Below are 23,408 nucleotides of genomic sequence, written 5' to 3' on the forward strand. Positions count from 1 at the left end.
ATTGTAAAAAGCGGATTGCCTTATGATGCAAATTATAAAAGTACTTTGGTTTAAAAAAGTGTAAAATTTACTTGTTTTTTACCTCAGTTCTTTGTAGTAGGTAGTTATTTTAACATCCTTTATTAAATTCCTCCCAATTAAATTCAATTTCAGTTGGGTGTTTTTTATTTACAAATTCTGATAAATTTATTTCTAATTGTTTATTATTAAAACCGTAAATTGATTGTAATTCGTTAAACCCTTTTTTCCATAATAATATAAATTTTTCCAAGCCATAATTATCAATCAAAAACTTACATACAAAAGCACTTTGAGTATAAGCTATCATATCAGGATTTCCATAAAAATTATCAGCTAGATTGTTCATAGTTATCACTTTTTCACTTTGGATAAAATATTTATAAATTTCTGATAAGGAATATTCAGAGCAAGTTCCACCAGCATAAGTTGCAAGTCCTTCATTCATCCAAGTCGATGTTTCGGGCGGAGTTCCCCATTTATACATCGTTATCATATGCATCATCTCGTGTTTAATCGGCGAACCTTTATCTTTTAATAAAGTAAAAAAAGTATTTCTATCAGGAAAAGCCATTCCTTGGGCTCCCATTCCGGTATATTTTAACATTTCTGTTCTAGATTCCAAGAACTCAATATCCATTTCATTTGTAAAATCAGTTTCTTTAATCAATTTTAGATTTTCGGTAATGGAATTTTGGCACTCTTCAATCGCAGAGTTTCTTCTAGAAATATCAATCTTGGAGGAGAAATAATAAGTTATGTTATCAATCGTTTTTTTCTCTCGTGTAATTTCCGTCCATTCCTCATTTTTTTCAGATTTACTTGAGCAACTAACAATAAAACCTGTTAAAAGTATGATTATTATTTTTCCTAATTTCATTTACTGATTTTGATTTTTAATTACCTACAACGGTCTAGTGTATGAGTAGTAGCGGATTTTTATGCACTAACTTTCCAGTTTAGCACAGACTTTTGTTTTTATGTTTATACTTTCGTTTTATCACTTAAACAGCTATTACTTATACACCGTGTTGGCAATAGTTATTTCTCGCTGGGGTTTAATTGAATTTCAACATTCAGATTGTCTCTTGTTAAAATTACAGAGTTTGGTTTTTCATCTTTTATGTTGAATGTTAAGAAATTTGGATAGTCAATGATTTTAAATATTCCATTTTTCAAGTAAACCATTTCACTATCTTTTTGTCCTTTAAAATGTTCAAAGAATGGGGATTCTACGTAAAGGCGGTTATTCCTTTGTATAATTTTGGTGGGCATTCCTTGTCCGTAAAGAAAGTCTTCGTAATTTCCTTTCAGATTTTCTTTTAGTTCATTTGGGATTTCTTGCGTTTCCTCTTTTGGTAATTCTCTCTTCCAATTCAAAAGAGTTAAGAGATTTTTTCGAGTTTCGTCAATGACTGGAAAACGATTTGGTTTTTCTCCATTGGCAAGAAAAACAAAACCATTCCCATCTGTTGTAGTGGCAAAAATATCGCCACCAACTCCAGTATTGGAACCATTGCACATAAACCAGTCGTAGTTATCAAAACCAAAAGACCTTTGCCATCCATAACTCCAACCTCCGACTGCATCTTTCAAGGCTGTAACTTCTATTACATTTTTGGCAACATTATGTGAAATTACTTTGTTTTCTTTATTTCGTAAGGCATTTTGTATTTCTATGGTTAGTTTGGCTAAATCCGTTGGTGTTGACCATAACCCTGAAGGTGCAACTTGGGGTGTTATTGGCAAACCTGTTTTTATAACCTTGTTGTCCTTGTCGTGAACAAGAGCGACATTCGTTAAAAATCCTTTTTGGTTGGGCTGAATCATTGTTGTGTTTTTCAAGTCGAGAGGTGAGAATATGTATTCATCTGCAAGTTCTGCAATCGACTTATTTAAAGTGTCCTCTAATGCCATTTGAACAATAACATAACCGCCTCCACTATATGACCAACTTGTTCCTGGTGTAAATAAAAACTCAATTTCTTTGTCATATCGTGGTAATTCCCCTAAAAGACTTTGTTTTATTGTGGGAATTGTATCTCCTTCGTAAAAGTCTGCAAAACCGTGTTGGCTTGTTCCAGCCGTATGATTTAAAAATTGTTTCCAAGTCGGATTTTTGATTTCAGTAAATTGGCTTTTAGGCAAATGCCAACGTTTAAGATAGTTGTCTATAGGTTCATCTAAATCGATTAACCCTTTTTCCTCTAGTATAAAACATAGAAGTGCGGTTATTGGTTTTGAAATTGATGCCGTAGAAAATGCTGTTTTACCGTCTATTTTTTCGTCAGAATTTGCTAATTTAAGTCCAAACTGGTTTGAATAAACTATCTCATAATTTTCAAACACTACAAGACTAAACCCTGAAAGTTTATAACTTTCTAATTGTTTGTCAATCTTTAGACTGTCAGTAAGAAAGCTATAATCTTTTTGTTTGGTTAATTCATTTTTGTTTGATTGACAACTTGAAATTGCCGCTGTAAGTAATAGGAAATATATAATATTTTTCATTGGTTGTTTATTATGAGACGATTCGGTTTTGGTTGTGTTACATAAGGCTGGTCATAATTATTGCCAACTGGTTATATGCAAACAAATATATTGTTTTATGGGTTAATATTTTGGGATATAAGAACATTAGGGTTCTTATATCCACTTTACAGAATCTTCGATTTAAATATAGTTTAAAAAATGACGAAACTAAAAAACCTCACCAAAGGCGAGGTTTTTTAAAAATGTATGTTGATGATAATTAAGCTTCAGTTTCCATATAATCTTCAATAGGATTACAAGAACAAATTAAATTACGATCTCCGTAGGCATCATCCACTCTTCGTACAGAAGGCCAAAATTTATTATCCGCAATATAACTTAATGGAAAAGCTGCTTGTTTACGTGTGTATGGTAAATTCCAAACATCCGAAGTAAGCATTTCTTGCGTATGAGGAGCATTTTTTAACACGTTGTTAGTATCATCTTTAGTAGCTGTATCAATTTCTTTTCTAATAGAGATCAGCGCATCACAAAAACGATCTAACTCAGCTAAACTTTCACTTTCAGTTGGTTCAACCATAATGGTTCCTGCTACCGGGAAAGATACCGTAGGTGCGTGGAAACCGTAGTCCATTAAACGCTTAGCAATGTCTACCACCTCAATTCCTTTTTCTTTAAAAGCACGACAGTCTAAAATCATTTCGTGTGCAGCACGTCCCATTTCACCTGTATACAATGTGCTAAAATGACCTTGTAAACGCTCTTTAATATAGTTTGCGTTTAAGATGGCATTTTTGGTTGAGTTGGTTAATCCATCGGCACCTAACATGGTAATATATCCGTAAGAAATTAAACAGGCTAAAGCAGAACCCCAAGGAGCAGCAGAAATTGCGGTTATAGCATTTTCTCCTCCAGTAGCCACAACAGGATTGGTTGGCAAAAACGGAACCAATTGTGGAGCTACACAAATTGGTCCAACTCCAGGTCCACCACCACCATGAGGAATGGCAAAGGTTTTGTGTAAGTTTAAGTGGCAAACATCGGCACCAATAGTTGCAGGATTGGTTAAGCCTACTTGAGCATTCATGTTCGCACCGTCCATATATACTTGTCCGCCGTTATCATGAATGATTTTAGTTACCTCTTTAATGGCTTTTTCGTACACTCCGTGAGTAGAAGGATAGGTTACCATTAAAGCAGCTAAATTATCTTTATGTTTTTCAGCTTTTTCACGTAAGTCAGCTACATCAATATTTCCTTTTTCATCTGTCTTTGTAACCACTACTTTCATACCCGCCATAACTGCAGATGCAGGATTGGTACCGTGTGCCGATGCAGGAATTAAACAGATATTTCTGTGATTATCTCCATTGGCTTGATGATACGCTCTAATAACCATTAAACCAGCAAATTCTCCTTGTGCACCCGAATTAGGTTGTAAAGAAGTAGCTGCAAAACCAGTAACAACATTCAATTGATGTTCTAAGTTTTTTAAGACTGCTTGGTAGCCTTCTGCTTGATTTAAAGGAACAAATGGATGTATATTTCCCCACTGCGGATTACTTAAAGGTAACATTTCTGAAGCTGCATTTAACTTCATGGTACAAGAACCTAAAGAGATCATTGAATGATTTAAGGCTAAATCTTTACGCTCTAATTTTTTAATATAACGCATCATATCTGTTTCCGATTGATACGTGTTAAATACATCATTGTCTAAAAATGACGTATTTCTTTTAATTGCTGAAGGAATTGCATCTTCGGTAACAAACTCTGTAACAATAATGTCCTTAATATTAAAAGCTTGTTCAAAACAATCTACAATATCATTAATTTCTCCTAAACCAACAGTTTCGTTTAATGAAATAGAAACATGGTTTTTGTCGATGTAATTAAAGTTTATTTTATTGTTTTCTGCAACCGGACGTAATATGTCAGCTTCAACTTCTATTAATAAAGTATCGAAATACGATGTGTTTTTATTTTTGAAACCTAACCTGTTTAAAGAAGCTGCTAAGGTTGTTGCTGTTGTATGAACTTTATTGGCAATAAATTCAATTCCGTCTTTTCCATGGTATACCGCGTACATTCCTGCCATAACAGCAAGTAAAACTTGTGCAGTACAAATATTAGAAGTTGCTCGTTCGCGCTTTATATGTTGCTCTCGAGTTTGTAAAGCCATACGTAATGCACGACCTCCATCTACATCTTTAGTGACACCAATAATACGTCCAGGAATACTACGTTTGTATTCATCTTTGGTAGCGAAATAACCTGCGTGAGGACCACCATAACCTAACGGAATCCCGAAACGCTGAGTGGTTCCTACAACAACGTCTACGCCAAATTCTCCAGGAGCTTTTAATTTAGCCAAAGATAAAATATCAGCGGCTACAGCCACTTTAATATCTTTTTCGTTTGCAGCTGTTACAAAATCAGCATAATTATATACCTGTCCGTGTTTTCCAGGGTATTGTAAAATTGCTCCGAAGAAATCATCTTCAAAATTAAATTTAGTATGATCTCCAATAACTAATTCAATGCCAATAGGAATTGCACGTGTTTGTAGAACTGATAAGGTTTGTGGTAAAATTTCTTCAGAAATAAAGAATTTATTAGCACCCGCTTTTTTCTTTGCACGCTCACGAACATCAAACAATAAAGCCATTGCTTCAGCAGCAGCTGTTCCTTCATCTAATAAAGACGCGTTGGCTAATTCCATTCCTGTTAAATCGCAAACCATAGTTTGGTAATTTAACAAAGCTTCTAAACGACCTTGTGCAATTTCTGCTTGGTAAGGTGTGTAAGCCGTATACCATCCTGGGTTTTCTAAAATATTTCTTTGAATAACGCTAGGCACGATGGCTTCATGATATCCTAAACCGATATAACTTTTAAAAACGTTGTTTTTAGCAGCTAACTCGTTAATGTGATTTAAGTATTCGTACTCGCTCATAGCAGGAGCTAAATTTAACTTACTTGCTAAGCGAATATCATCTGGAATAGTCTCATAAATTAATTGATCCAAACTATCAACACTGATAGTTTTCAGCATAGTTTCCTGCTCATTGGTACGAGGTCCAATATGGCGTAGTTGAAACAAATTTGTATTCATTTGTGTTGTTTGTTATTTAGTGGTTCAAAAATAATGAAATTAGGAGAGTTTTTAGACTTCTAAAATGTAATTTATTAACTGTTTTGAATGGTTATGAACAAAAGATTACTTTTGCCGAGTGAAGCTTTTAAAAACACTTTTCGACTTTTACATAAACTCAAGTATTCATGTAGCATTAGCAGTATATGCTTTGGTGCGTATTACAGAGGTGTATTTTAATCTTTCGTATAATGAACCGTTAGACTATTTTATTTTTTACGGAACAATTACTGGTTATAACTTTATTAAATATGCTGGTGTAGCTAAGTTACATCATAGAAGTTTGACAGAGAATTTAAAAATTATTCAGGTTTTTTCGTTGATCTGTTTTGTGTTGATGCTGTTTTACGGAAGGCAACTTAAGCTAAATACATTACTGTTTTTTATTCCTTTCGGAGTTTTAACATTACTTTACGCAATTCCGTTTTTAAAAGGATTAACCAAAAACCTACGAAACGTTGCTTCTTTAAAAATTATGGTAATCGCTTTGGTTTGGGCAGGAACTACTGTTTTGTTACCTGTTTTAGATGCCGAATTACCAATTAATTCTAAAGTTGTTTTACAGTTCATTCAACGTATATTGTTTGTAATTGTACTTACCCTTCCGTTTGATATTAGAGATTTACAATTTGATCAAAAACAATTGCAAACGCTTCCGCAATTATTAGGTGTAGAACGCGCAAAAAAGTTAGGATTTATTTTACTAGCAATAACCATGATCATCGAGTTTTTTATTTCGCCAAATTCAAATTTCAAAACTACTTTTTTAATAGTATTTTTTGTTTTATTGGTTTTTTTACAAAGAGCTAAAAGGAAGCAAACTAAATATTACACATCCTTTTGGGTAGAAGCAATTCCAATTTTTTGGTATGTTTTACTTTTAGTAATTCTTAAAAATTAAATCAATTTTTATCACTTCACCAATTTAAAAGCAGATTAGAAAATGATTTCGTAAAAGGTTGATAATTCTTTTCTCTGTAGTAGATTTTCTGTAAAAATGGTCGTATTTTTCGAGTGTAAAAATCAGCTTTTAATAATGAGCAAACCCAAAAGAAATTTTATTTTTGATTTTGACAGTACGTTAACTAGAGTTGAAGCGTTAGATGTTTTAGCAGAAATTACGTTAGTTGGTAATCCCAAAAAAGAGGAAGTAGTTCGAGAAATTATAAACATTACGAACTTAGGAATTGACGGTGAAATATCCTTTACCCAATCTTTAGAGCGACGTATTAAATTACTGAATGCAAAAAAGTCGGATTTAGATTTATTAATTACAGAATTAAAAAAGCATGTTTCTCACTCTATAGAAAGAAATAGAGAGTTTTTTGAGAGTTTTTCAGAAAACATTTATGTAATTTCAGCAGGATTTAAAGAGTTTATAGATCCTATTGTTGCAGAATATAATATTCCTTCGGAAAGAGTTTTTGCCAATACGTTTGAGTTTAACGGAAATGGTGAAATCATAGGTTTCGATCGTGAAAATGTATTATCTGTACACGATGGAAAAATTCAATGCTTACGCGATTTGAATTTAGAAGGAGAAATTCAGGTAATAGGAGATGGTTATAGTGATGCAGTAACTAGAAAAGCTGGTGTTGCCGATAAATTTTTTGCCTATACCGAAAATGTAACGCGTGCTAAAACAATAAAGAATGCTGATTATATTACACCTAATTTAGATGAATTTTTATATATAAACGATTTGCCAAGAAACATATCATACCCAAAAAACCGTATCAAGATTTTGCTGTTAGAAAACGTGCATCCTGATGCGTTAGAAAAATTTACCAAAGACGGATTTAATGTAGAAACAGTTTCTAGAAGTTTATCGGAAGACGAATTGATAGAAAAATTACAAGATGTACATGTTCTTGGTATTCGTTCTAAAACACAAGTAACTAAAAAAGTAATTGAAAATGCTCCAAAATTATTGGTAGTTGGCGCTTTTTGTATTGGAACAAAACAAATAGATTTAGAGACTTGTAAAGAAAACGGAATTGTTGTTTTTAATGCACCATATAGTAATACTCGTTCGGTGGTTGAGCTTGCTATTGGTGAAATTATTATGTTAATGCGTAGTGTTTTTCAACGAAGTACAGAATTGCATAACGGACAGTGGAATAAAACAGCACATGGTTCGAGAGAAGTGCGTGGTAAAAAACTAGGAATTGTTGGTTACGGAAATATTGGTAAGCAACTTTCTATTCTTGCAGAAGCACTAGGAATGGATGTGTATTATTACGATGTTGAAGATAAGTTAGCATTGGGTAACGTAACCAAAATGAATTCATTGGCCGATTTATTAGCTATTTCTGATGTCGTTACTTTACATGTTGATGATAATTCATTAAACAAAAATTATATTGGTGAAAAAGAAATTTCACAAATGAAAGATGGTGCACATTTGGTAAACCTTTCTCGTGGATTTGTAGTGGATATAAAAGCACTTACTGCCGCTTTAAAGAGCGGAAAGTTAGCAGGAGCTGCTGTAGATGTGTATCCTGAAGAACCAAGAAAAAATGGTGAATTCTATACCGAATTAAAAGGATTGCCGAATGTAATTTTAACGCCACACGTAGGTGGAAGTACCGAAGAAGCGCAAAAAGATATAGCTGATTTTGTTCCGAGTAAAATTATGGCCTACATTAATTCTGGTAATACCGTAGATGCTGTAAATTTCCCGAATATTCGTTTGCCAAAACAGCAAAACGCACATCGATTTTTACATATTCATAAAAATGTTCCTGGTATTATGGCTAAGATTAATAAAGTGTTAGCAGAATATGAATTGAATATTTCTGGTCAGTATTTATCAACAGATGCTAAAGTAGGTTATGTAATTACCGATTTAGATAAAGATTACAATCAAGATGTAATTACAGAATTAAAAGATGTAGAAGGAACAATAAAATTTAGAGTTCTTTATTAATATTTTAAAAGAAAAATGCTTCCAAATATTTTTTGGAAGCATTTTTTGAATAGAAAGGCTTTATTTCAATGAATCTATATTGGCTTGTATAGACCATGCAAAATCTAACATCAATCTATTTTTAAATATTGAGTCTTTATAACTCAAATATCTATCTCCAATATAATCTGGAGAATCATAACCGTTTGAAGGTTTACCTTTAGTGTGTACAGCAGCTGCCATATGACAACTCATACAGTTTGAAGTAGCACCAAGGTTTGTTGCTATTTTTGTACCGCTATTTTCTACATAACTCATTTTTGTGTTGAACACATTAGTACCAAAACCAGATTCTAAATAAGGATTAAAGCCAACAACAATTTCACCTTCATTTTCACCACCAATATAAGGTTGTGCAGGAATAATCATTGAGTAAGCAATATCCATGGCATAATGGCTTGCAACTTTTGATAATCCGATACCATTTTTAGAGGATGCGATATCATCTGAACTAGGAATAGATGGAGTTAAAGGCATAGGAGACCACCAAAATGTTTGCCAAACCCAGCGTTTAATTTCTTTTGTTCCTACATGCATACCTACCAATAAAGCTATATCACCAGCCTGAGCTTTTTGGTTGTCATTCTTAATAGTGTTTTCACTATTGTATGAATCAGCCAATGTTTGATCTATTTTAAAATGAATAAAGTCATTTAAAAAGTAAGTGTTATCTTCATTCTTATCATTACAGTTGTAATCTAATCTTCCATTTGGATTTGATTTGTTTTCTTTAGTGTTAACATGAATACAAGACTTCCATTCTTTTTCAGGGTAACCGCTATTTTTATATTCAGGCCCATGCCATGCAGCCATTGTATAAATACCATCCGTACTTAACTTATCTTGAGTCAAAACTTTGTATACAGGTTTTATAGTAATGGCTTCGTCAGGAAACTCTGGAACTTGACTATATTCTCCTTTTTGGAATTTTTTTAAAGTTGAAATGTAAAATATTTTATTGTCTACAGCATATTTCTCTGCTGCTTCATTATAAGCTACAATTTCAACAATGTCAGTATCGTCAAAATCAGTTTGTTTGATTTTAGCATGACTAAATTGATTAGGTTTTTTGAATTTTATTCCAGATACCATGTTTTTTTCTGGATGATTCATTTTTTCTAATATCTGCGCCGGACTTGACCATGTTTGATAACGTAATTTGCCATTTGCAACAGGTGTGGTTAAATGTTTCCATATATACCAACTATGTTTATACATGGCATTAAAATTATTGTTTGCTATCCACTTATTAATAGTTGTGGAATCTGAAGGGTATTGATAATTTTCTACAAGTGTTTCTTTTTTAGAGTAAACCTCTTTTTTATTCTCTTCATTACAAGAAACTACAATTAGAAAAGAAAATACCAAAGTTAAAAGTTTAATAGTTTTCATAGGTAAATGATTTGATTTCAGTTATAAAATTAAATTTTAAATGAATGAAACTATCTTAAAAAGGTACAAACGATTTTAATTAAGGTATAAGAACACCAAAAGAAGTCATGAAAAGAAATAGGTAAGTTAGAAATAATTATGTTTAGTTTTTTATATTTGAAAACAATCATTTTTTTGTTTGATGAACTACCAAAACACGTTAGCATACGCACAGCAATTAGATAAAGAAGATAAGCTTTCTTACTTACGCGATCAATTTCATATTCCAAAAGATAAAAACGGTAACAACTGGTTATATTTTACAGGAAACTCCCTCGGATTACAACCTAAACAAACCCAAAAATACATTCAGCAAGAGCTAGATGATTGGGCTCACTACGGAGTAGAAGGCCATTTTGAAGCCAAAAATCCATGGTTGCCATATCATGAGTTTTTAACAGATAAAATGGCAAAAATAGTTGGTGCAAAACCTATTGAGGTGGTAGTGATGAATACGCTTACGACCAATTTGCATTTGTTGATGGTGTCTTTCTATCAGCCAACTAAAACTAAATATAAAATTGTTATTGAAAGTGATGCATTTCCTTCGGATAGATATGCAGTTCAATCGCAATTAAAATTCCATGGTTTTGATGCGCAAGAAGGTTTGATTGAATGGAAGCCAAGAGCAGGAGAAGAACTACTTCGAATGGAAGATTTGGAGCAAATTCTGGATGAACAAGGAGACGAAATTGCGTTGTTGTTGATTGGTGGTGTGAATTATTATACAGGTCAGTTTTTAGATTTAAAAAGAATCGCAGAAATTGGTCATGCAAAAAATTGTTTTGTGGGTATCGATTTAGCACATGGAGCAGGTAATATAAATCCAGAGTTACACGATAGCGGAGTAGATTTTGCATGTTGGTGTACCTATAAATATTTGAATTCAGGTCCTGGTAGTTTGGCAGGATTATTTGTGCACGAAAAACATGCTCATAATAAAGATTTACCTCGTTTTGCAGGTTGGTGGAATCATAATAAAGAAACACGCTTTAATATGCGTCAACCGTTTGATGTAATGCCTGGAGCAGAAGGTTGGCAGTTGAGTAACCCTCCAATTTTATCAATGGCTGCGATTAGAGCTTCGTTAGATATGTTTGATGAGGTTGGAATGGACGCTTTAAGAGAAAAATCAGAAAAACTAACAGGTTATTTTGAGTATTTGATCAATCAAATAGATACAGATAGAATTAAAGTTATTACACCTTCAAATCCAAAAGAAAGAGGTTGTCAGTTGTCTATTCAAGTAATTAATGCTGATAAAAGTTTACATCATCAACTAACCGAAAATAATGTAATTACTGATTGGCGAGAGCCAGACGTAATCCGTTGTGCACCGGTACCAATGTATAATAGTTTTGAAGATGTATTTAAAATGGTAGAGATTTTAAAAGGATTATTGTAAAATAATCGTCATAACGAGGAGAGAAACAACGAAGTTATTTCATAAAAATAAAAGATTGCCACAGCAAATTACAATTTGCTTCGCAATGACATAAAATAAAATGAACAAACAAGATAATATACTAATTATAGGAGCTGGTTTATGTGGTTCTCTTTTGGCTTTGCGTTTAGCGCAAAGAGGTTACAAAGTAGAACTATACGAAAGCAGACCAGATTTAAGAACAACCGATATTTCTGCAGGACGTTCTATCAATTTAGCATTGTCCGACCGCGGTTTTAAAGCCCTCCGTTTGGCTGGAGTAGAGGATAAGGCAAGAGAGATTTGTATTCCGATGTATGGTCGATTAATTCACGATACAAAAGGAAATACATTTTCATCTAATTATTCAGGTAGAGAAGGAGAATATATCAATTCCATTTCTCGTGGTGATTTAAACGGAATTTTATTAACCGAAGCCGAAAAACACGAAAATGTAAACATTCATTTTAATAAAAAATGTAAATCCGTAGATATCGAAAATACCGTAGCGCATTTTAAATGTTACGAAACAAAAAAAGAGTTTTCTATTGATGCAGATGTTATTTTTGGTACAGATGGAGCAGGTTCTGCGTTGCGTAAGAGCTACTATTTAGAAAAGAAATTTTTGTTTAGTTATTCACAAAACTATTTAACTCACGGTTATAAAGAATTAGAAATTCCAGCGGATAAACTAGGTAAACACCAAATCAGTAAAGATCATTTGCATATTTGGCCTCGTGGTGAATACATGTTAATCGCGTTACCAAATTTAGATGGAAGCTTTACCGTAACCCTATTTTTAAGTTATGACGAAGGAGAATACAACTTCAACAATTTAATTTCCGAAGAAAAAATAACTGAGTTTTTCGAGAAAGAATTTCCAGATGCATTGGCATTAATTCCGAGTATAAAAGATGAGTTTTTTAACAACCCAACAGGAGCGTTAGGAACTGTAAAATGTTCGCCCTGGCATTATCAAAATAAAACTTTGCTAATGGGAGATGCTGCTCATGCGATTGTTCCGTTTTACGGACAAGGAATGAACGCTTCTTTTGAAGATGTAACCGTATTTGACGCTATTTTAGATAAATACGAAGGCGATTGGCAAACTGTTTTTAAAGCGTATGAAAAAGCTAGAAAACAAGACACAGATGCCATTGCCGATTTAGCGATTGATAATTATTACGAAATGCGCGATCATGTGGCAAATCCATTGTTCAAACAAAAAAGAAAAATTGAAATGGATTTAGAAAAAACGTTCCCAGCTGAGTATTTTTCAAAATATTCTATGGTTACGTTTAATGAAGAAATTCCGTATGCACAGGCAATGAAAAAAGGACGAGCGCAAGACAAAGCGTTGTTGAATTTAATCGCAGATGATGAGGTGTCAACTTCGTTGGAGATGACCAAAGATGAATTAAAAATCATCTTACAAAAAGTGCAAGAAGAAACAAACGAAATTTTAGAAGAAGATAAAATAGCAGGGTTGAAGTAATTTCAATCACTAACGCAAAAAAAGAAAATGACAACTTATATAGTTTTATTAAGAGGAATCAACGTATCGGGAAAAAACAAACTCCCCATGGCGGAGTTACGCCAACTTTTAAAAGATGCGGGTTTTAAAAATGTGCAAACGTATATTCAAAGCGGAAATATAGTGATACAATCTCAAATAGGTAAGGAAGAAGTTGTACACAATGTATGTAAGGTTATAAAAGATAGGTACGGATATGAAGTTCCGGTTTTAGTAAAAACTATTCAAGAATGGAAAAATGCAATTGGTAACAATCCGTTTACAACAGTTGATGAGAAGCAACAGTATTTTACGTTTTTAAGTCAAAAGCCTTCACAAGTAACTATTGAAATTGATGCCAAAGAGGATGAGTTTAAATTGATCGATGAAGTAGTATATGTAAATGCTGTAGGAGGATATGGCACAACAAAACTAAATAACAATTTTTTTGAAAATAAATTAAAAGTCAATGCAACCACACGTAACTTAAAAACTACGTTAAAGTTGCTGGAGTTAGCAACAAAATAATTAACCGTCATTACGAGAAGAGAAACGACGAAGTAATCTCTTAAAAAGATTGCTTCAACTTTTATAGAGTTTCGCAATGGCATATATAAAATTATGGAAAAAATAGTAACACCAAGAGGCGCATATCCACATGTAAAAGTGGTGGGTGATTTTATTTTTGTTTCAGGAACCAGTTCTCGTAGACCAGACAATACCATTGCTGGTGTAGAATTGATCGATGAAATGAATACCAAAAAGTTAGATGCTGAGGTACAAACACGAGAAGTTTTAAAAAATATTGATAAAAATTTACAAAAAGTAGGAGCTAGTTTAAAAGACGTGGTAGATGTCACTACGTTTTTGGTAAACATGAATGATTTTGCAGGCTACAACAAAGCCTATGCAGAGTTTTTTGATAAAGAAACCGGACCAACACGTACTACAGTTGCGGTTCATCAATTACCACACCCAGATTTGGTGGTGGAGATTAAAGTAACTGCCTACAAAAAACAAGAATAGAGAAACAAGATTCAAGAGACAAGACAAAGAGGTCTTGATTCTTTGTTCTTGGTTCTAACATCTATAAATGAAATGAACATCAAAAACTACATAAACGGCAAATTTGTAAATCCAATTCAAAATCAGTGGATTGATAATTACAATCCATCAGTTGGTGAAGTATATGGTCAAATTCCTAATTCAACCCAAGAAGACGTAGAAAAAGCGTATCAATCGGCTAAAGAAGCTTTTCCTGCTTGGTCAAATACAACATTAGCAGAAAGAAGTAAAATTCTTTCTAATATAGCTCGTTTAATCGAACAGAAATTAGCTATTTTAGCTGAAGCAGAAGCTAAAGATAATGGAAAACCTTTAAGTTTAGCCAAAGCAATTGATATTCCGAGAGCGTCGTCAAACTTTCAGTTTTTTGCAGATGCCATTACGCAGTTTTCATCAGAGGCTCATGAAAGTGTTGGTTTAGGCGCGATGAATTTTACTTTGCGTCAACCTATTGGTGTGGTTGGTTGTATCTCTCCATGGAATTTACCTTTGTACTTATTCACTTGGAAAATCGCTCCAGCAATTGCTGCCGGTAATTGTGTGGTAGCAAAACCTAGTGAAGTTACGCCAATGACAGCGTATTTATTGGGTGAAATTTGTAACGAGGCTGGCCTCCCTAAAGGTGTTTTAAACATTGTTCACGGATTAGGAACTACCACAGGACAAGCTATTGTAGAGCATCCCAATATCAAAGCAATTTCATTTACAGGAGGAACTAAAACAGGAGCGCACATTGCACGTGTGGCTGCGCCAATGTTTAAAAAGTTGTCGTTGGAATTAGGGGGAAAGAATCCGAATATCATTTTTGCCGATTGTAATTATGAAGATATGTTGGCAACAACGGTTCGTTCTTCGTTTGCAAATCAAGGTCAGATATGTTTATGCGGAAGCAGAATTTTTGTTGAACAATCTATCTACGAGAAATTCAAAAAAGATTTTGTTCAAAAAGTATCAGAATTAAAAATCGGAAATCCGTTTGAAGTTGATACAAATATAGGTGCTTTGGTATCTAAACAACATTTAGAGAAAGTAAAATCATACATTGATATTGTAGAACAAGAAGGAGGAAAAATATTACAAGGAGGTAATAAAGTTGAGGTTAAAGGTTCAGAAAAAGGATATTATTTACAACCAACTGTTATAGAGGTAAAAAGTAATCAGTGTAAATTAAATCAAGAAGAAATATTTGGACCGGTAGTAACCATTATGCCTTTTACTTCGGAAGAAGAAGTATTGGCAATGGCGAATGATGTTACCTACGGATTGTCCTCAACATTATGGACGAATAATTTACAACGAACCATGCGAATGAGTAAAAATTTGCATACCGGAATTGTTTGGGTAAACACATGGTTGTTACGTGATTTAAGAACGCCGTTTGGAGGACAAAAAGCAAGTGGAGTAGGACGTGAAGGTGGTTTTGAAGCTTTACGTTTTTTTACCGAACCCAAAAACGTTTGTATAAAATATGAATAAAGAAATCCGGGAAAAAATAATCAGGATTTGTGATGAGAAGATAGAAAAGAAAGGAGAGAATGTCGGACTTTCGTTCTATGCTTTCTTCAAGAATAAAAATGATAATCCTGATCTGTTAATGGAAGTTGCCGAATGGTGGATTAAAACGCATCAATTAGATCACTTTGAAAAAGCAGTTAAGATTAAAAAGATGGTTGAAACCAATACATAAATATGGATTTACAATTACAAAATAAAAACGCATTAGTGTGCGGAAGCACACAAGGAATAGGTAAAGCAACAGCAATTGCATTGGCAAAAGAAGGTGTAAATGTAACCTTGGTTGCCCGTAATGAAGAAAAGTTACAATCTGTTTTAGCAGAAGTAAGAGAAGCTTGTCAGTTCGAGCGCAGTAGAGAACAATGTCATGGGTATTTGGTGGCAGATTTTACCAATCCAACAGCACTAAAAGAGGTTTTAGAAAAGCATGGAACAAAGTTTCATATTTTAATTAACAATACAGGAGGTCCAGCAGGAGGTCCTGCTTTCAATGCAACTTTAGATGAGTTTGAGCGTGCTTTTACCATGCATTTAAAATGTAATCATGTATTAGTGCAAGCGGTTGTTCCGTTTATGAAAGAAGAAAACTATGGTAGAATTATCAATATTATTTCTACTTCTGTAAAACAACCTTTAGACGGATTAGGAGTATCAAATACTATCCGTGGTGCTGTGGCAAATTGGAGCAAAACATTAGCTAACGAGTTGGGAGAATTTGGTATTACAGTAAACAATGTTTTACCAGGAGCTACGGCTACAGAACGTTTAAATGAAATCATTAATAATAAAGCTACAAAAACAGGAAAGTCTGCTGAAGAAGTAGAACAAGCAATGAAAAATGTTATTCCTGCTAAACGATTTGCGCAACCTGAAGAAACTGCTAGTGCAGTTACTTTTTTAGTAAGTGAACGCGCAAGTTATATCAACGGAATTAACTTACCTGTTGATGGAGGTAGAACAAAATCTTTGTAACTTTATAACAACATTAAAAACACAGCTATCATGAGTAAATTAGTACAACCTTTAAACTTTAAGAAGTGGATTGATGATAATCGTCATTTACTAAAACCACCGGTAGGAAACAAATGTGTTTGGGATAACGGTGAGTATATTGTGATGGTTGTTGGTGGGCCGAATAGTAGAAAGGATTATCACTATAATGAAACTCCAGAATTTTTCTATCAATTAGAAGGAGATATGGTGTTGAAAATCATTGATGATGAAGGAAAAATGGTTGATGTAGCAATTAATGAAGGAGATATTTATTTATTACCTGCGGGAGTACCACATTCACCTCAAAGAAAAGCAAATACTGTTGGTTTGGTCATAGAATATCCACGTTCTGAAGGAATGATGGATGCATTAGAATGGTATTGTGAAAACTGTGGAAATCAATTGTATAGAGAAGAATTTGCTTTGAAGAATATTGAAACAGATATGCCAATTATCTTCGATAAATATTATTCAGATAAGAAAAAATGTACTTGTTCTAAATGTGGAACAGTAATGCAAGCACCGAAAAAAATAAATTCTGCAGATTATAATGAATAATAATAGTATGATTGAATCTTCAAAAGAGAGTTTCGGTAAACAAGGTTTTATGAAAACGTTGGGTGCTGAGCTTATCCATATTGAAGAAGGTTTCGTGAAAATAAAGTGTACAAAAAATGAAGGCTTAACGCAACAACATGGTTTTTTTCATGCAGGAGTTATCACAAGTATTGCAGATTCGGCTTGTGGGTATGCAGCCTTAACAACAATGCCAGAAGGTTCTGATGTATTGTCGGTTGAGTTTAAAACCAATTTAATGCGACCAGCTATTTCTGATGCTATCATAGCTACAGCTAATGTGATAAAATCAGGTAAAACATTAGTGTTTTGTGAAGCTAAAATCACTGATGAGAAAGAAGAGAAAATATTTGCAACCATGCAAGCAACGATGATTAGTCTAAAACCAAAAGAATAAAATGAAACGTAAATTACGTATAAACGGACATTCGCATTTACTTCCTTACCCAGAAGAAATTCCGCAGTACATGAAAGACAAGGGGATTTTTTGGGTAGATAAAGATCGTAAATATATGCTTCAGAAAGATTGGAGCCGTCCTGTAACTGATTCTAGTTTCTTTTTAGATGAAAAGTTAGAATGGATGGAGCATTTTAAGATTGATCATGCGGTAGTTTTAAATCTTTCTCAATTATATGGAAATGGTTTACGTGTAGAAGAAATGAAACAAGCATTGCGTTTTCAAAATGATTTTAATGCAAGAGTTCAGCATGATAATCCATCTAAATTTACTTGTGGATTTGTGGTACATCCAGGTTTTGTTCGTGGAGCGTGTTGGGAAATAGAGCGTTGTGTTGAAGAATTAGGGATGCGATTATTGTGTCTTCCTACACATTATATGGATACGATTGGTACTTGGCGTTGTATTTTTGATGAAGAAAATGAACCTATTTTTGAACTGGCAAATAAGTATAATTTAGCAGTTGAAATCCACCCATATGATGGTGAGAAATTCATTAAACTTCAAAATACGTCATGGCGTTTTCATTTAATATGGATGTTAGCGCAATGTGCTGATGCATATCACTTTTTAACTTTAAATGGGTATTATGAAAAGTATCCGAATATGCGAGTTTGTTTTGCACACGGAGGTCAATTAGCACAAATTAATTTAGGTCGTCGTATTCAAGGTTTTGATGGTCGTCCAGATTTATTTGAAGGAAAGGTTCATCCTAGAAAAGCAGTAGGGCATAAAAATATTTTCTTCGATACTTTGGTGCATGACACAGGGTCTTTAGAATTATTGATTAAAAATCAAGGAGCAAAACAAGTATTGATAGGGCTAGATGACCCATACCCATTAGGAGAAATGGAAAGCGAAAAACAATCCTCTTATCCGGGTAAAATTCTTGATTTAGCAATTAATAGAGAAATTATTACCGAAAAGGAAAGAGACGCGATGTGGGAAGATAATGTGTTACGGTGGTTGTTTGGAGATGATGAAAAATCTAAAAAAGAATTGGTAAATAAGATTTTGAGTTAAAATAAAAGCCTTAGATTTCCTCTAAGGCTTTGTTTTATATTTTATGTTGTTTAACTATTTAAAAGTTGAAACGATAGTAATAGCTACTTCACTCCAAGTTTTAGAAACTCCGTCTGTACCTTTGTGTAAATCTTTACATGCTTCGTTTAGTGATGCAATAGCGCTTTGACCATTCCATTTCTCAACATCCATAGTAGTGTTCATCGTAAATGTTTTTCCATCAATAGTATACTCGAAAGGTAATTTTTGAGTTATTCCGTTCATGGTAAATTCAGCAAAACCTTTATCGGCACTTTCTTCTAAATTTAACTTACCAGACAAGGTTAAAGAATTTTCCATTACACTAAAAAAGAACTTCTGAATTTTAAAGTTCCTAGTAGAATCGTTGGTTTCAATTCCACTTACAGGAATATTGAATTCAGTACCATTTATGGCTTCTTTTATTGAGTTTCCTTCACCTCCTTTAGTGATTTCTACTTTTTTAAAAATTCCTTTTACTGGGACTTTTTCAGTTGTTTTATAAGCTGTAAAATTAATTGTGTTTTCCGAAGTTTTCAAAGAAAAAGGAGCAACACTTTCTATAACAGTTGGTTTTATTTCTTCTTTTTTTACTTCAGTTTTACAAGCTGTAAATTGAAAAGCGACAAGATATAAGCTTGTAAGGGCTATTATTTTTTTCATGATAAATTATTTAAATATTGTGTTTGCTAAATTTATATATTCTTGTTTTGCTTGATTTTCAGACATTCCTTTTAACTGCATCCAAGCATTAAATTTAAAAGCATCTCGAATGTCTTTATCATTATAATTATACAAAAAATTATCACCTTTAATGGCTTGTTTATAATATGCATATAAACGTAATAGTATATCTGGTGGTAATTTTTCTTCTGTTTTAGAAATTTTTTCAACCGCCTCTTTAAATTGTATGTCTAATTTAGAAGTCATGTATTACATTAAAAAATGTATATACAAATATACGAAAGGAGCAAGGAAAAATAAGCTATCTAGTCTATCTAATAAACCACCATGACCGGGCATAATAGACCCGCTATCCTTAACATTAGCTTGTCTTTTAAATTTACTTTCAATTAAATCTCCTAAGGTTCCAAAAACAGAAATAATAAGGGCTATTATAACCCAGTTTAAAATAGAAAACTCGTTTGAGTATTTACCAATAATACCACCTACTATAATAGCAAATACTAATCCACCAATGAATCCTTCTATGGTTTTTTTAGGTGAAACACGTTCGAATAATTTATTTTTTCCAATATTTTTTCCTACCAAGTATGCAAAACTATCATTGGTCCAAATAATTAAGATAATATAAATAATAATATTTGGATGATATTCATTGTTAATAAAAGGAAGTAACATTAGAAAGAAAAAAGAAAGTACTACATATTCAATTTGAATAATTATAGAACCAAATTTATTTCTCTTTTTAAAGCCTTCGGAAAATAAATTAATTAATAATTTTATGCCACTTAAGATACTAAGAGCTAATAAAAATAGAGTCCATGTTTTTTCCAATGTAGAATTTCCTTTATAAGCGAATATGCTTAATACTAAAAGTAGAATATATGGAATTATATTTTTTAGTCCAATAATTTTAGAAAATTCCCACAAAGAGATTCCTGCGAAAATAGTAATTAGTCCAATATAAGTTTCTTTAGAAAAAAGAATAGCAAAAAGAAATAGACCAGCATAAATAAGAGCTGAGATACTTCTTGTTAAAAGGTTTTCCATATTAAAGATCTTCAAAGAGTAGCAAATATAAATTTTTTGAATTAGTGTTACCATAATCCATGAAATTATCGTCACTATTTTTTATTGAATAATTTTTAATGGCACTAATGTTTGTTGGTATATTTCCACTAAAATGAGTTTTTATACCTGTTAAACCTTCACTTGTGTTTTTAACGATTTGACTAGTGGTTGCGTATACTATAAAATTTTCGGAAAAAGAAGGAAGTTTATTGCTTCCTAACTGGTTAGAGGAGAATAAAATATCTCCTTTGTCAGCTATTAAGTGTTCGCAGGTTGTAAAAAAAGGAATATTGTTGCTAAATTGAGACTGAGTATTAACATCAATTTTTTTAAGAAGTTTTAATAAATCCAAATCTGAACATAGAATCCGTTTCCAATTATTTTCTACTAAAACATGATTAAGGTGAGTTTTTACTTCTTCAATTTTTGTGCAGTATAAAAATTTCCCTCCTTTGTTAATAAAATTATGCACGAAAGAATCATCAAGAGATAAATATACAGGTTGTTTTTTTATCTCTTGATTTCTTTTTGCTTCTGTAAATGTTTTAAATAATTTTATTAAAAAATTCATTTAAGGGGTAAAGCTATTTTTCTGAATTATCTATAATTACGTCTATTTTCTTAGTTTCTTCTTTTTCAAAGGGTCTTTTACCAAAAATTTCTATTAAATCGTCTTTAAAGATAACTTCTTTTTCTAAAAGTTTTTCAGCTAAAGTGGTTAATTTGTCTTTATTATCTTCAAGGACTTGAATAGCACGTTTGTATTGGATTTCTATGATTTTAGAAATTTCCTCATCAATTTTTTTTGCAGTATCTTCACTATAAGGTTTTACAAAAGAATCATTACCAGATGAATCGTAATAAGTAATATTACCCACTTTTTCATTTAAACCATAAATGGTAACCATAGCACGAGCTTGTTTCGTTACTTTTTCTAAATCGCTTAAAGCTCCTGTAGAAATTTTATCGAATATTAATTTTTCAGCCGCGCGCCCCCCCATAGTAGCACACATTTCATCTAACATTTGTTCTGTTTGAATAATCTTTCTTTCTTCTGGAAGATACCAAGCAGCACCCAACGATTGTCCTCTAGGTACAATCGTAACCTTTACTAATGGAGCAGCATGCTCTAACATCCAGCTTACCGTTGCGTGACCAGCTTCGTGAAAAGCGATTACTTCCTTTTCTTTTGGAGTAATTACTTTGTTTTTCTTTTCTAATCCACCAACTATTCTGTCTACAGCATCTAGAAAATCTTGATGGTGAATAGCATTTTTATTAAATCTAGCAGCAATTAATGCAGCTTCGTTACATAGATTAGCAATATCAGCTCCTGAAAAGCCAGGTGTTTGTTGTGCTAAAAACTCTAAATTAACATCATCTGCTAATTTTAAAGGTTTTATATGCACTTCAAAAATTTCTCTTCTTTCGTGTAGATCTGGTAAATCAACGTAAATCTGACGGTCGAAACGACCAGCACGCATTAATGCTTTATCTAAAATTTCTGCACGGTTTGTTGCTGCTAACACAATAACATTGGTATCAGTACCAAAACCATCCATTTCACTTAATAATTGATTTAAGGTATTTTCACGTTCATCGTTACCACCTGTCATACTGTTTTTTCCACGAGCACGACCAATAGCATCAATTTCATCAATAAAAATAATAGAAGGTGATTTTTGCTGTGCTTGTTTAAATAAATCACGAACACGAGATGCACCAACACCTACAAACATTTCCACAAAATCAGAACCTGATAATGAGAAAAAAGGAACACCAGCTTCACCAGCAACGGCCTTAGCTAATAAAGTTTTACCTGTTCCTGGAGGTCCTACTAATAAAGCTCCTTTAGGAATTTTACCTCCTAATTTAGTGTATTTTTCAGGGTTCTTTAAGAAGTCTACAATTTCTTGAATTTCTTCTTTAGCACCTTCTAAACCAGCTACATTTTTAAACGTAGTTTTTACTTTGGTGTTTTCATCAAATAATTTAGCTTTTGACTTACCAATGTTGAAAATTTGACCTCCGCCACCAGCTCCTCCGCCACCAGCAGACATTCTTCTCATAAAGAATAACCAAACACCAATTAATAAAATGAATGGAAGTAAGCCAATGATGGTATCCATCATACTTGTACGTTCTTCATTTACTTTATCAAAATCTAAGCCTTTGGCTTGTTTCTGAGTTTCAAGTTCATTTTCAAAGTTTTGTAAATCACCAAAATTATAAGAATATAAAGGGCTTCCTTTTCTATAAAAAGGAGAGTTAACTAATTTTTGATATTCTTCTTTTTTTAAGGCATCGTCTTTTAAAAAAACCTGAGCTATAGTGTTATTCTCAATAACAATTTTTTTAATATCATTGGCTTCTAAAACTTTGGTAAATTCGTTTTTAGAAATATTTTTAGAAGCTAATCCACCTGAGTTAAAAAGCTGTAAAGCTATAAAAAACAGTATAATTGGAACATAAATCCAATAGGAGTTAAATGTAAATTTTGGCGTATTTTTTTTCTTATCGCTCATATAAAATGTGTGTCAAAATAATTAGAAATTAAACAGGATTTATTTCGGTAATTTTTGCATCACCCCAAAGACTTTCAATGTCATAAAATTCGCGAAATTGTTTTTGAAAAATGTGAACTACTACATTTACATAATCCATTAAAACCCATTCTGAATTTCCTTGACCTTCTATATGCCAAGGTTTGTCTTTAAGTTCTTTACTTACCAGTTTTTGTATAGCACCAGAAATGGCATTTACCTGTGTGTTTGAGTTTCCTGAGCAAATTATAAAGTAATCACATACGGTGTTTTCAATTTCTCTTAAATCAAGTAATTGTATGTTTTCACCTTTTACATCATCAATCCCTTTTATAATTGCAGCAACCAATTCGTCTGTACTAGCTTGTTTTTTTGTCATTAAAAAAATTTAATTTTCAGCAAAGTTATTACTTTTTTATGAGTATTTTATGTAATATTGAAACGAGTTCTTACATTAATACT

General features: G+C 32.7%; 22 protein-coding genes. 12 read left to right on the forward strand and 10 right to left on the reverse strand.

Translation table 11 applies throughout. The features are described 5' to 3' along the window. Positions 1-109: 109 nt before the first annotated feature. From C7447_RS13690 to gcvP, 3 genes are all read right to left on the reverse strand, one after another. Positions 110-898, reverse strand: a complete 789-nt coding sequence (locus C7447_RS13690; protein WP_148871083.1) for a peptidase MA family metallohydrolase — start codon at positions 896-898, stop codon at positions 110-112. 161 nt (positions 899-1,059) lie between these two features. After that, a complete protein-coding gene (locus C7447_RS13695) occupies positions 1,060-2,529 on the reverse strand; it encodes a serine hydrolase domain-containing protein (RefSeq protein ID WP_148871084.1) in 1,470 nt (489 codons plus the stop codon). Between the two features lie 241 nt (positions 2,530-2,770). Beyond that, positions 2,771-5,626, reverse strand: coding sequence for an aminomethyl-transferring glycine dehydrogenase (gcvP, locus tag C7447_RS13700; RefSeq protein ID WP_148871085.1), 2,856 nt, complete (start codon positions 5,624-5,626; stop codon positions 2,771-2,773). 118 nt (positions 5,627-5,744) lie between these two features. Here gcvP and C7447_RS13705 point away from each other — a divergent pair, with 118 nt between their 5' ends. Continuing rightward, the gene (locus C7447_RS13705) at positions 5,745-6,566 is read left to right on the forward strand and encodes a UbiA prenyltransferase family protein (protein ID WP_148871086.1); all 822 of its coding nucleotides are present in this window, start codon (positions 5,745-5,747) and stop codon (positions 6,564-6,566) included. Positions 6,567-6,701: 135 nt separating this feature from the next. Continuing rightward, positions 6,702-8,594, forward strand: coding sequence for a phosphoglycerate dehydrogenase (serA, locus tag C7447_RS13710; RefSeq protein WP_148871087.1), 1,893 nt, complete (start codon positions 6,702-6,704; stop codon positions 8,592-8,594). 60 nt (positions 8,595-8,654) lie between these two features. Here the strand turns inward: serA and C7447_RS13715 are convergent, their stop codons facing one another. Further along, complete coding sequence (locus C7447_RS13715) at positions 8,655-10,025, reverse strand: hypothetical protein (protein ID WP_148871088.1); 1,371 nt, start codon at positions 10,023-10,025, stop codon at positions 8,655-8,657. 181 nt (positions 10,026-10,206) lie between these two features. Here C7447_RS13715 and kynU point away from each other — a divergent pair, with 181 nt between their 5' ends. From kynU to C7447_RS13765, 10 genes are all read left to right on the forward strand, one after another. Beyond that, a complete protein-coding gene (gene kynU / locus C7447_RS13720) occupies positions 10,207-11,469 on the forward strand; it encodes a kynureninase (RefSeq protein WP_148871089.1) in 1,263 nt (420 codons plus the stop codon). Positions 11,470-11,569: 100 nt separating this feature from the next. Then, positions 11,570-12,982 (forward strand): FAD-dependent oxidoreductase, encoded by a 1,413-nt coding sequence (locus C7447_RS13725; RefSeq protein WP_148871090.1) that lies wholly within the window; start codon positions 11,570-11,572, stop codon positions 12,980-12,982. A gap of 27 nt (positions 12,983-13,009) precedes the next feature. Next, on the forward strand, positions 13,010-13,528 hold the full coding sequence (locus C7447_RS13730) for a DUF1697 domain-containing protein (RefSeq protein WP_148871091.1): 519 nt from the start codon (positions 13,010-13,012) through the stop codon (positions 13,526-13,528). A 93-nt stretch (positions 13,529-13,621) separates the two neighbouring features. Continuing rightward, the gene (locus C7447_RS13735) at positions 13,622-14,026 is read left to right on the forward strand and encodes a RidA family protein (RefSeq protein ID WP_211354929.1); all 405 of its coding nucleotides are present in this window, start codon (positions 13,622-13,624) and stop codon (positions 14,024-14,026) included. A 72-nt stretch (positions 14,027-14,098) separates the two neighbouring features. Continuing rightward, positions 14,099-15,541: an aldehyde dehydrogenase gene (locus tag C7447_RS13740; protein WP_148871093.1), complete on the forward strand. Its 1,443-nt coding sequence runs from the start codon at positions 14,099-14,101 to the stop codon at positions 15,539-15,541. Further along, positions 15,534-15,752, forward strand: a complete 219-nt coding sequence (locus C7447_RS13745; RefSeq protein ID WP_148871094.1) for a DUF6500 family protein — start codon at positions 15,534-15,536, stop codon at positions 15,750-15,752. Before C7447_RS13740 ends, C7447_RS13745 begins: the two co-directional genes overlap by 8 nt. A gap of 2 nt (positions 15,753-15,754) precedes the next feature. Then, on the forward strand, positions 15,755-16,552 hold the full coding sequence (locus C7447_RS13750) for an SDR family oxidoreductase (RefSeq protein WP_148871095.1): 798 nt from the start codon (positions 15,755-15,757) through the stop codon (positions 16,550-16,552). 30 nt (positions 16,553-16,582) lie between these two features. After that, entirely contained in the window at positions 16,583-17,131 is a 549-nt protein-coding gene (locus tag C7447_RS13755) for a 3-hydroxyanthranilate 3,4-dioxygenase (protein ID WP_148871096.1), read from the forward strand. Further along, positions 17,124-17,546: a PaaI family thioesterase gene (locus tag C7447_RS13760; RefSeq protein ID WP_246143082.1), complete on the forward strand. Its 423-nt coding sequence runs from the start codon at positions 17,124-17,126 to the stop codon at positions 17,544-17,546. Before C7447_RS13755 ends, C7447_RS13760 begins: the two co-directional genes overlap by 8 nt. 1 nt (position 17,547) lies before the next feature. After that, the gene (locus tag C7447_RS13765) at positions 17,548-18,630 is read left to right on the forward strand and encodes an amidohydrolase family protein (protein WP_148871097.1); all 1,083 of its coding nucleotides are present in this window, start codon (positions 17,548-17,550) and stop codon (positions 18,628-18,630) included. A gap of 54 nt (positions 18,631-18,684) precedes the next feature. Here C7447_RS13765 and C7447_RS13770 read toward each other — a convergent pair whose 3' ends face one another. From C7447_RS13770 to rsfS, 6 genes are read right to left on the reverse strand one after another with little or no spacing between them, the layout of a single operon-like run. Then, positions 18,685-19,311, reverse strand: coding sequence for a YceI family protein (locus tag C7447_RS13770; protein WP_148871098.1), 627 nt, complete (start codon positions 19,309-19,311; stop codon positions 18,685-18,687). 6 nt (positions 19,312-19,317) lie between these two features. Further along, complete coding sequence (locus C7447_RS13775) at positions 19,318-19,578, reverse strand: acyl-CoA-binding protein (protein ID WP_148871099.1); 261 nt, start codon at positions 19,576-19,578, stop codon at positions 19,318-19,320. Between the two features lie 3 nt (positions 19,579-19,581). Further along, positions 19,582-20,382: a phosphatidate cytidylyltransferase gene (locus tag C7447_RS13780; RefSeq protein WP_148871100.1), complete on the reverse strand. Its 801-nt coding sequence runs from the start codon at positions 20,380-20,382 to the stop codon at positions 19,582-19,584. 1 nt (position 20,383) lies between these two features. Further along, on the reverse strand, positions 20,384-20,974 hold the full coding sequence (locus tag C7447_RS13785; RefSeq protein WP_148871101.1) for a hypothetical protein: 591 nt from the start codon (positions 20,972-20,974) through the stop codon (positions 20,384-20,386). 13 nt (positions 20,975-20,987) lie between these two features. Beyond that, a complete protein-coding gene (gene ftsH / locus C7447_RS13790; protein ID WP_148871102.1) occupies positions 20,988-22,928 on the reverse strand; it encodes an ATP-dependent zinc metalloprotease FtsH in 1,941 nt (646 codons plus the stop codon). Between the two features lie 28 nt (positions 22,929-22,956). Then, positions 22,957-23,325, reverse strand: a complete 369-nt coding sequence (gene rsfS / locus C7447_RS13795) for a ribosome silencing factor (RefSeq protein ID WP_148871103.1) — start codon at positions 23,323-23,325, stop codon at positions 22,957-22,959. Positions 23,326-23,408 lie beyond the last annotated feature (83 nt).

It is taken from the genome of Tenacibaculum adriaticum (genome assembly GCF_008124875.1).
In the GTDB taxonomy this organism is placed as follows: Bacteria; Bacteroidota; Bacteroidia; order Flavobacteriales; family Flavobacteriaceae; genus Polaribacter; species Polaribacter adriaticus.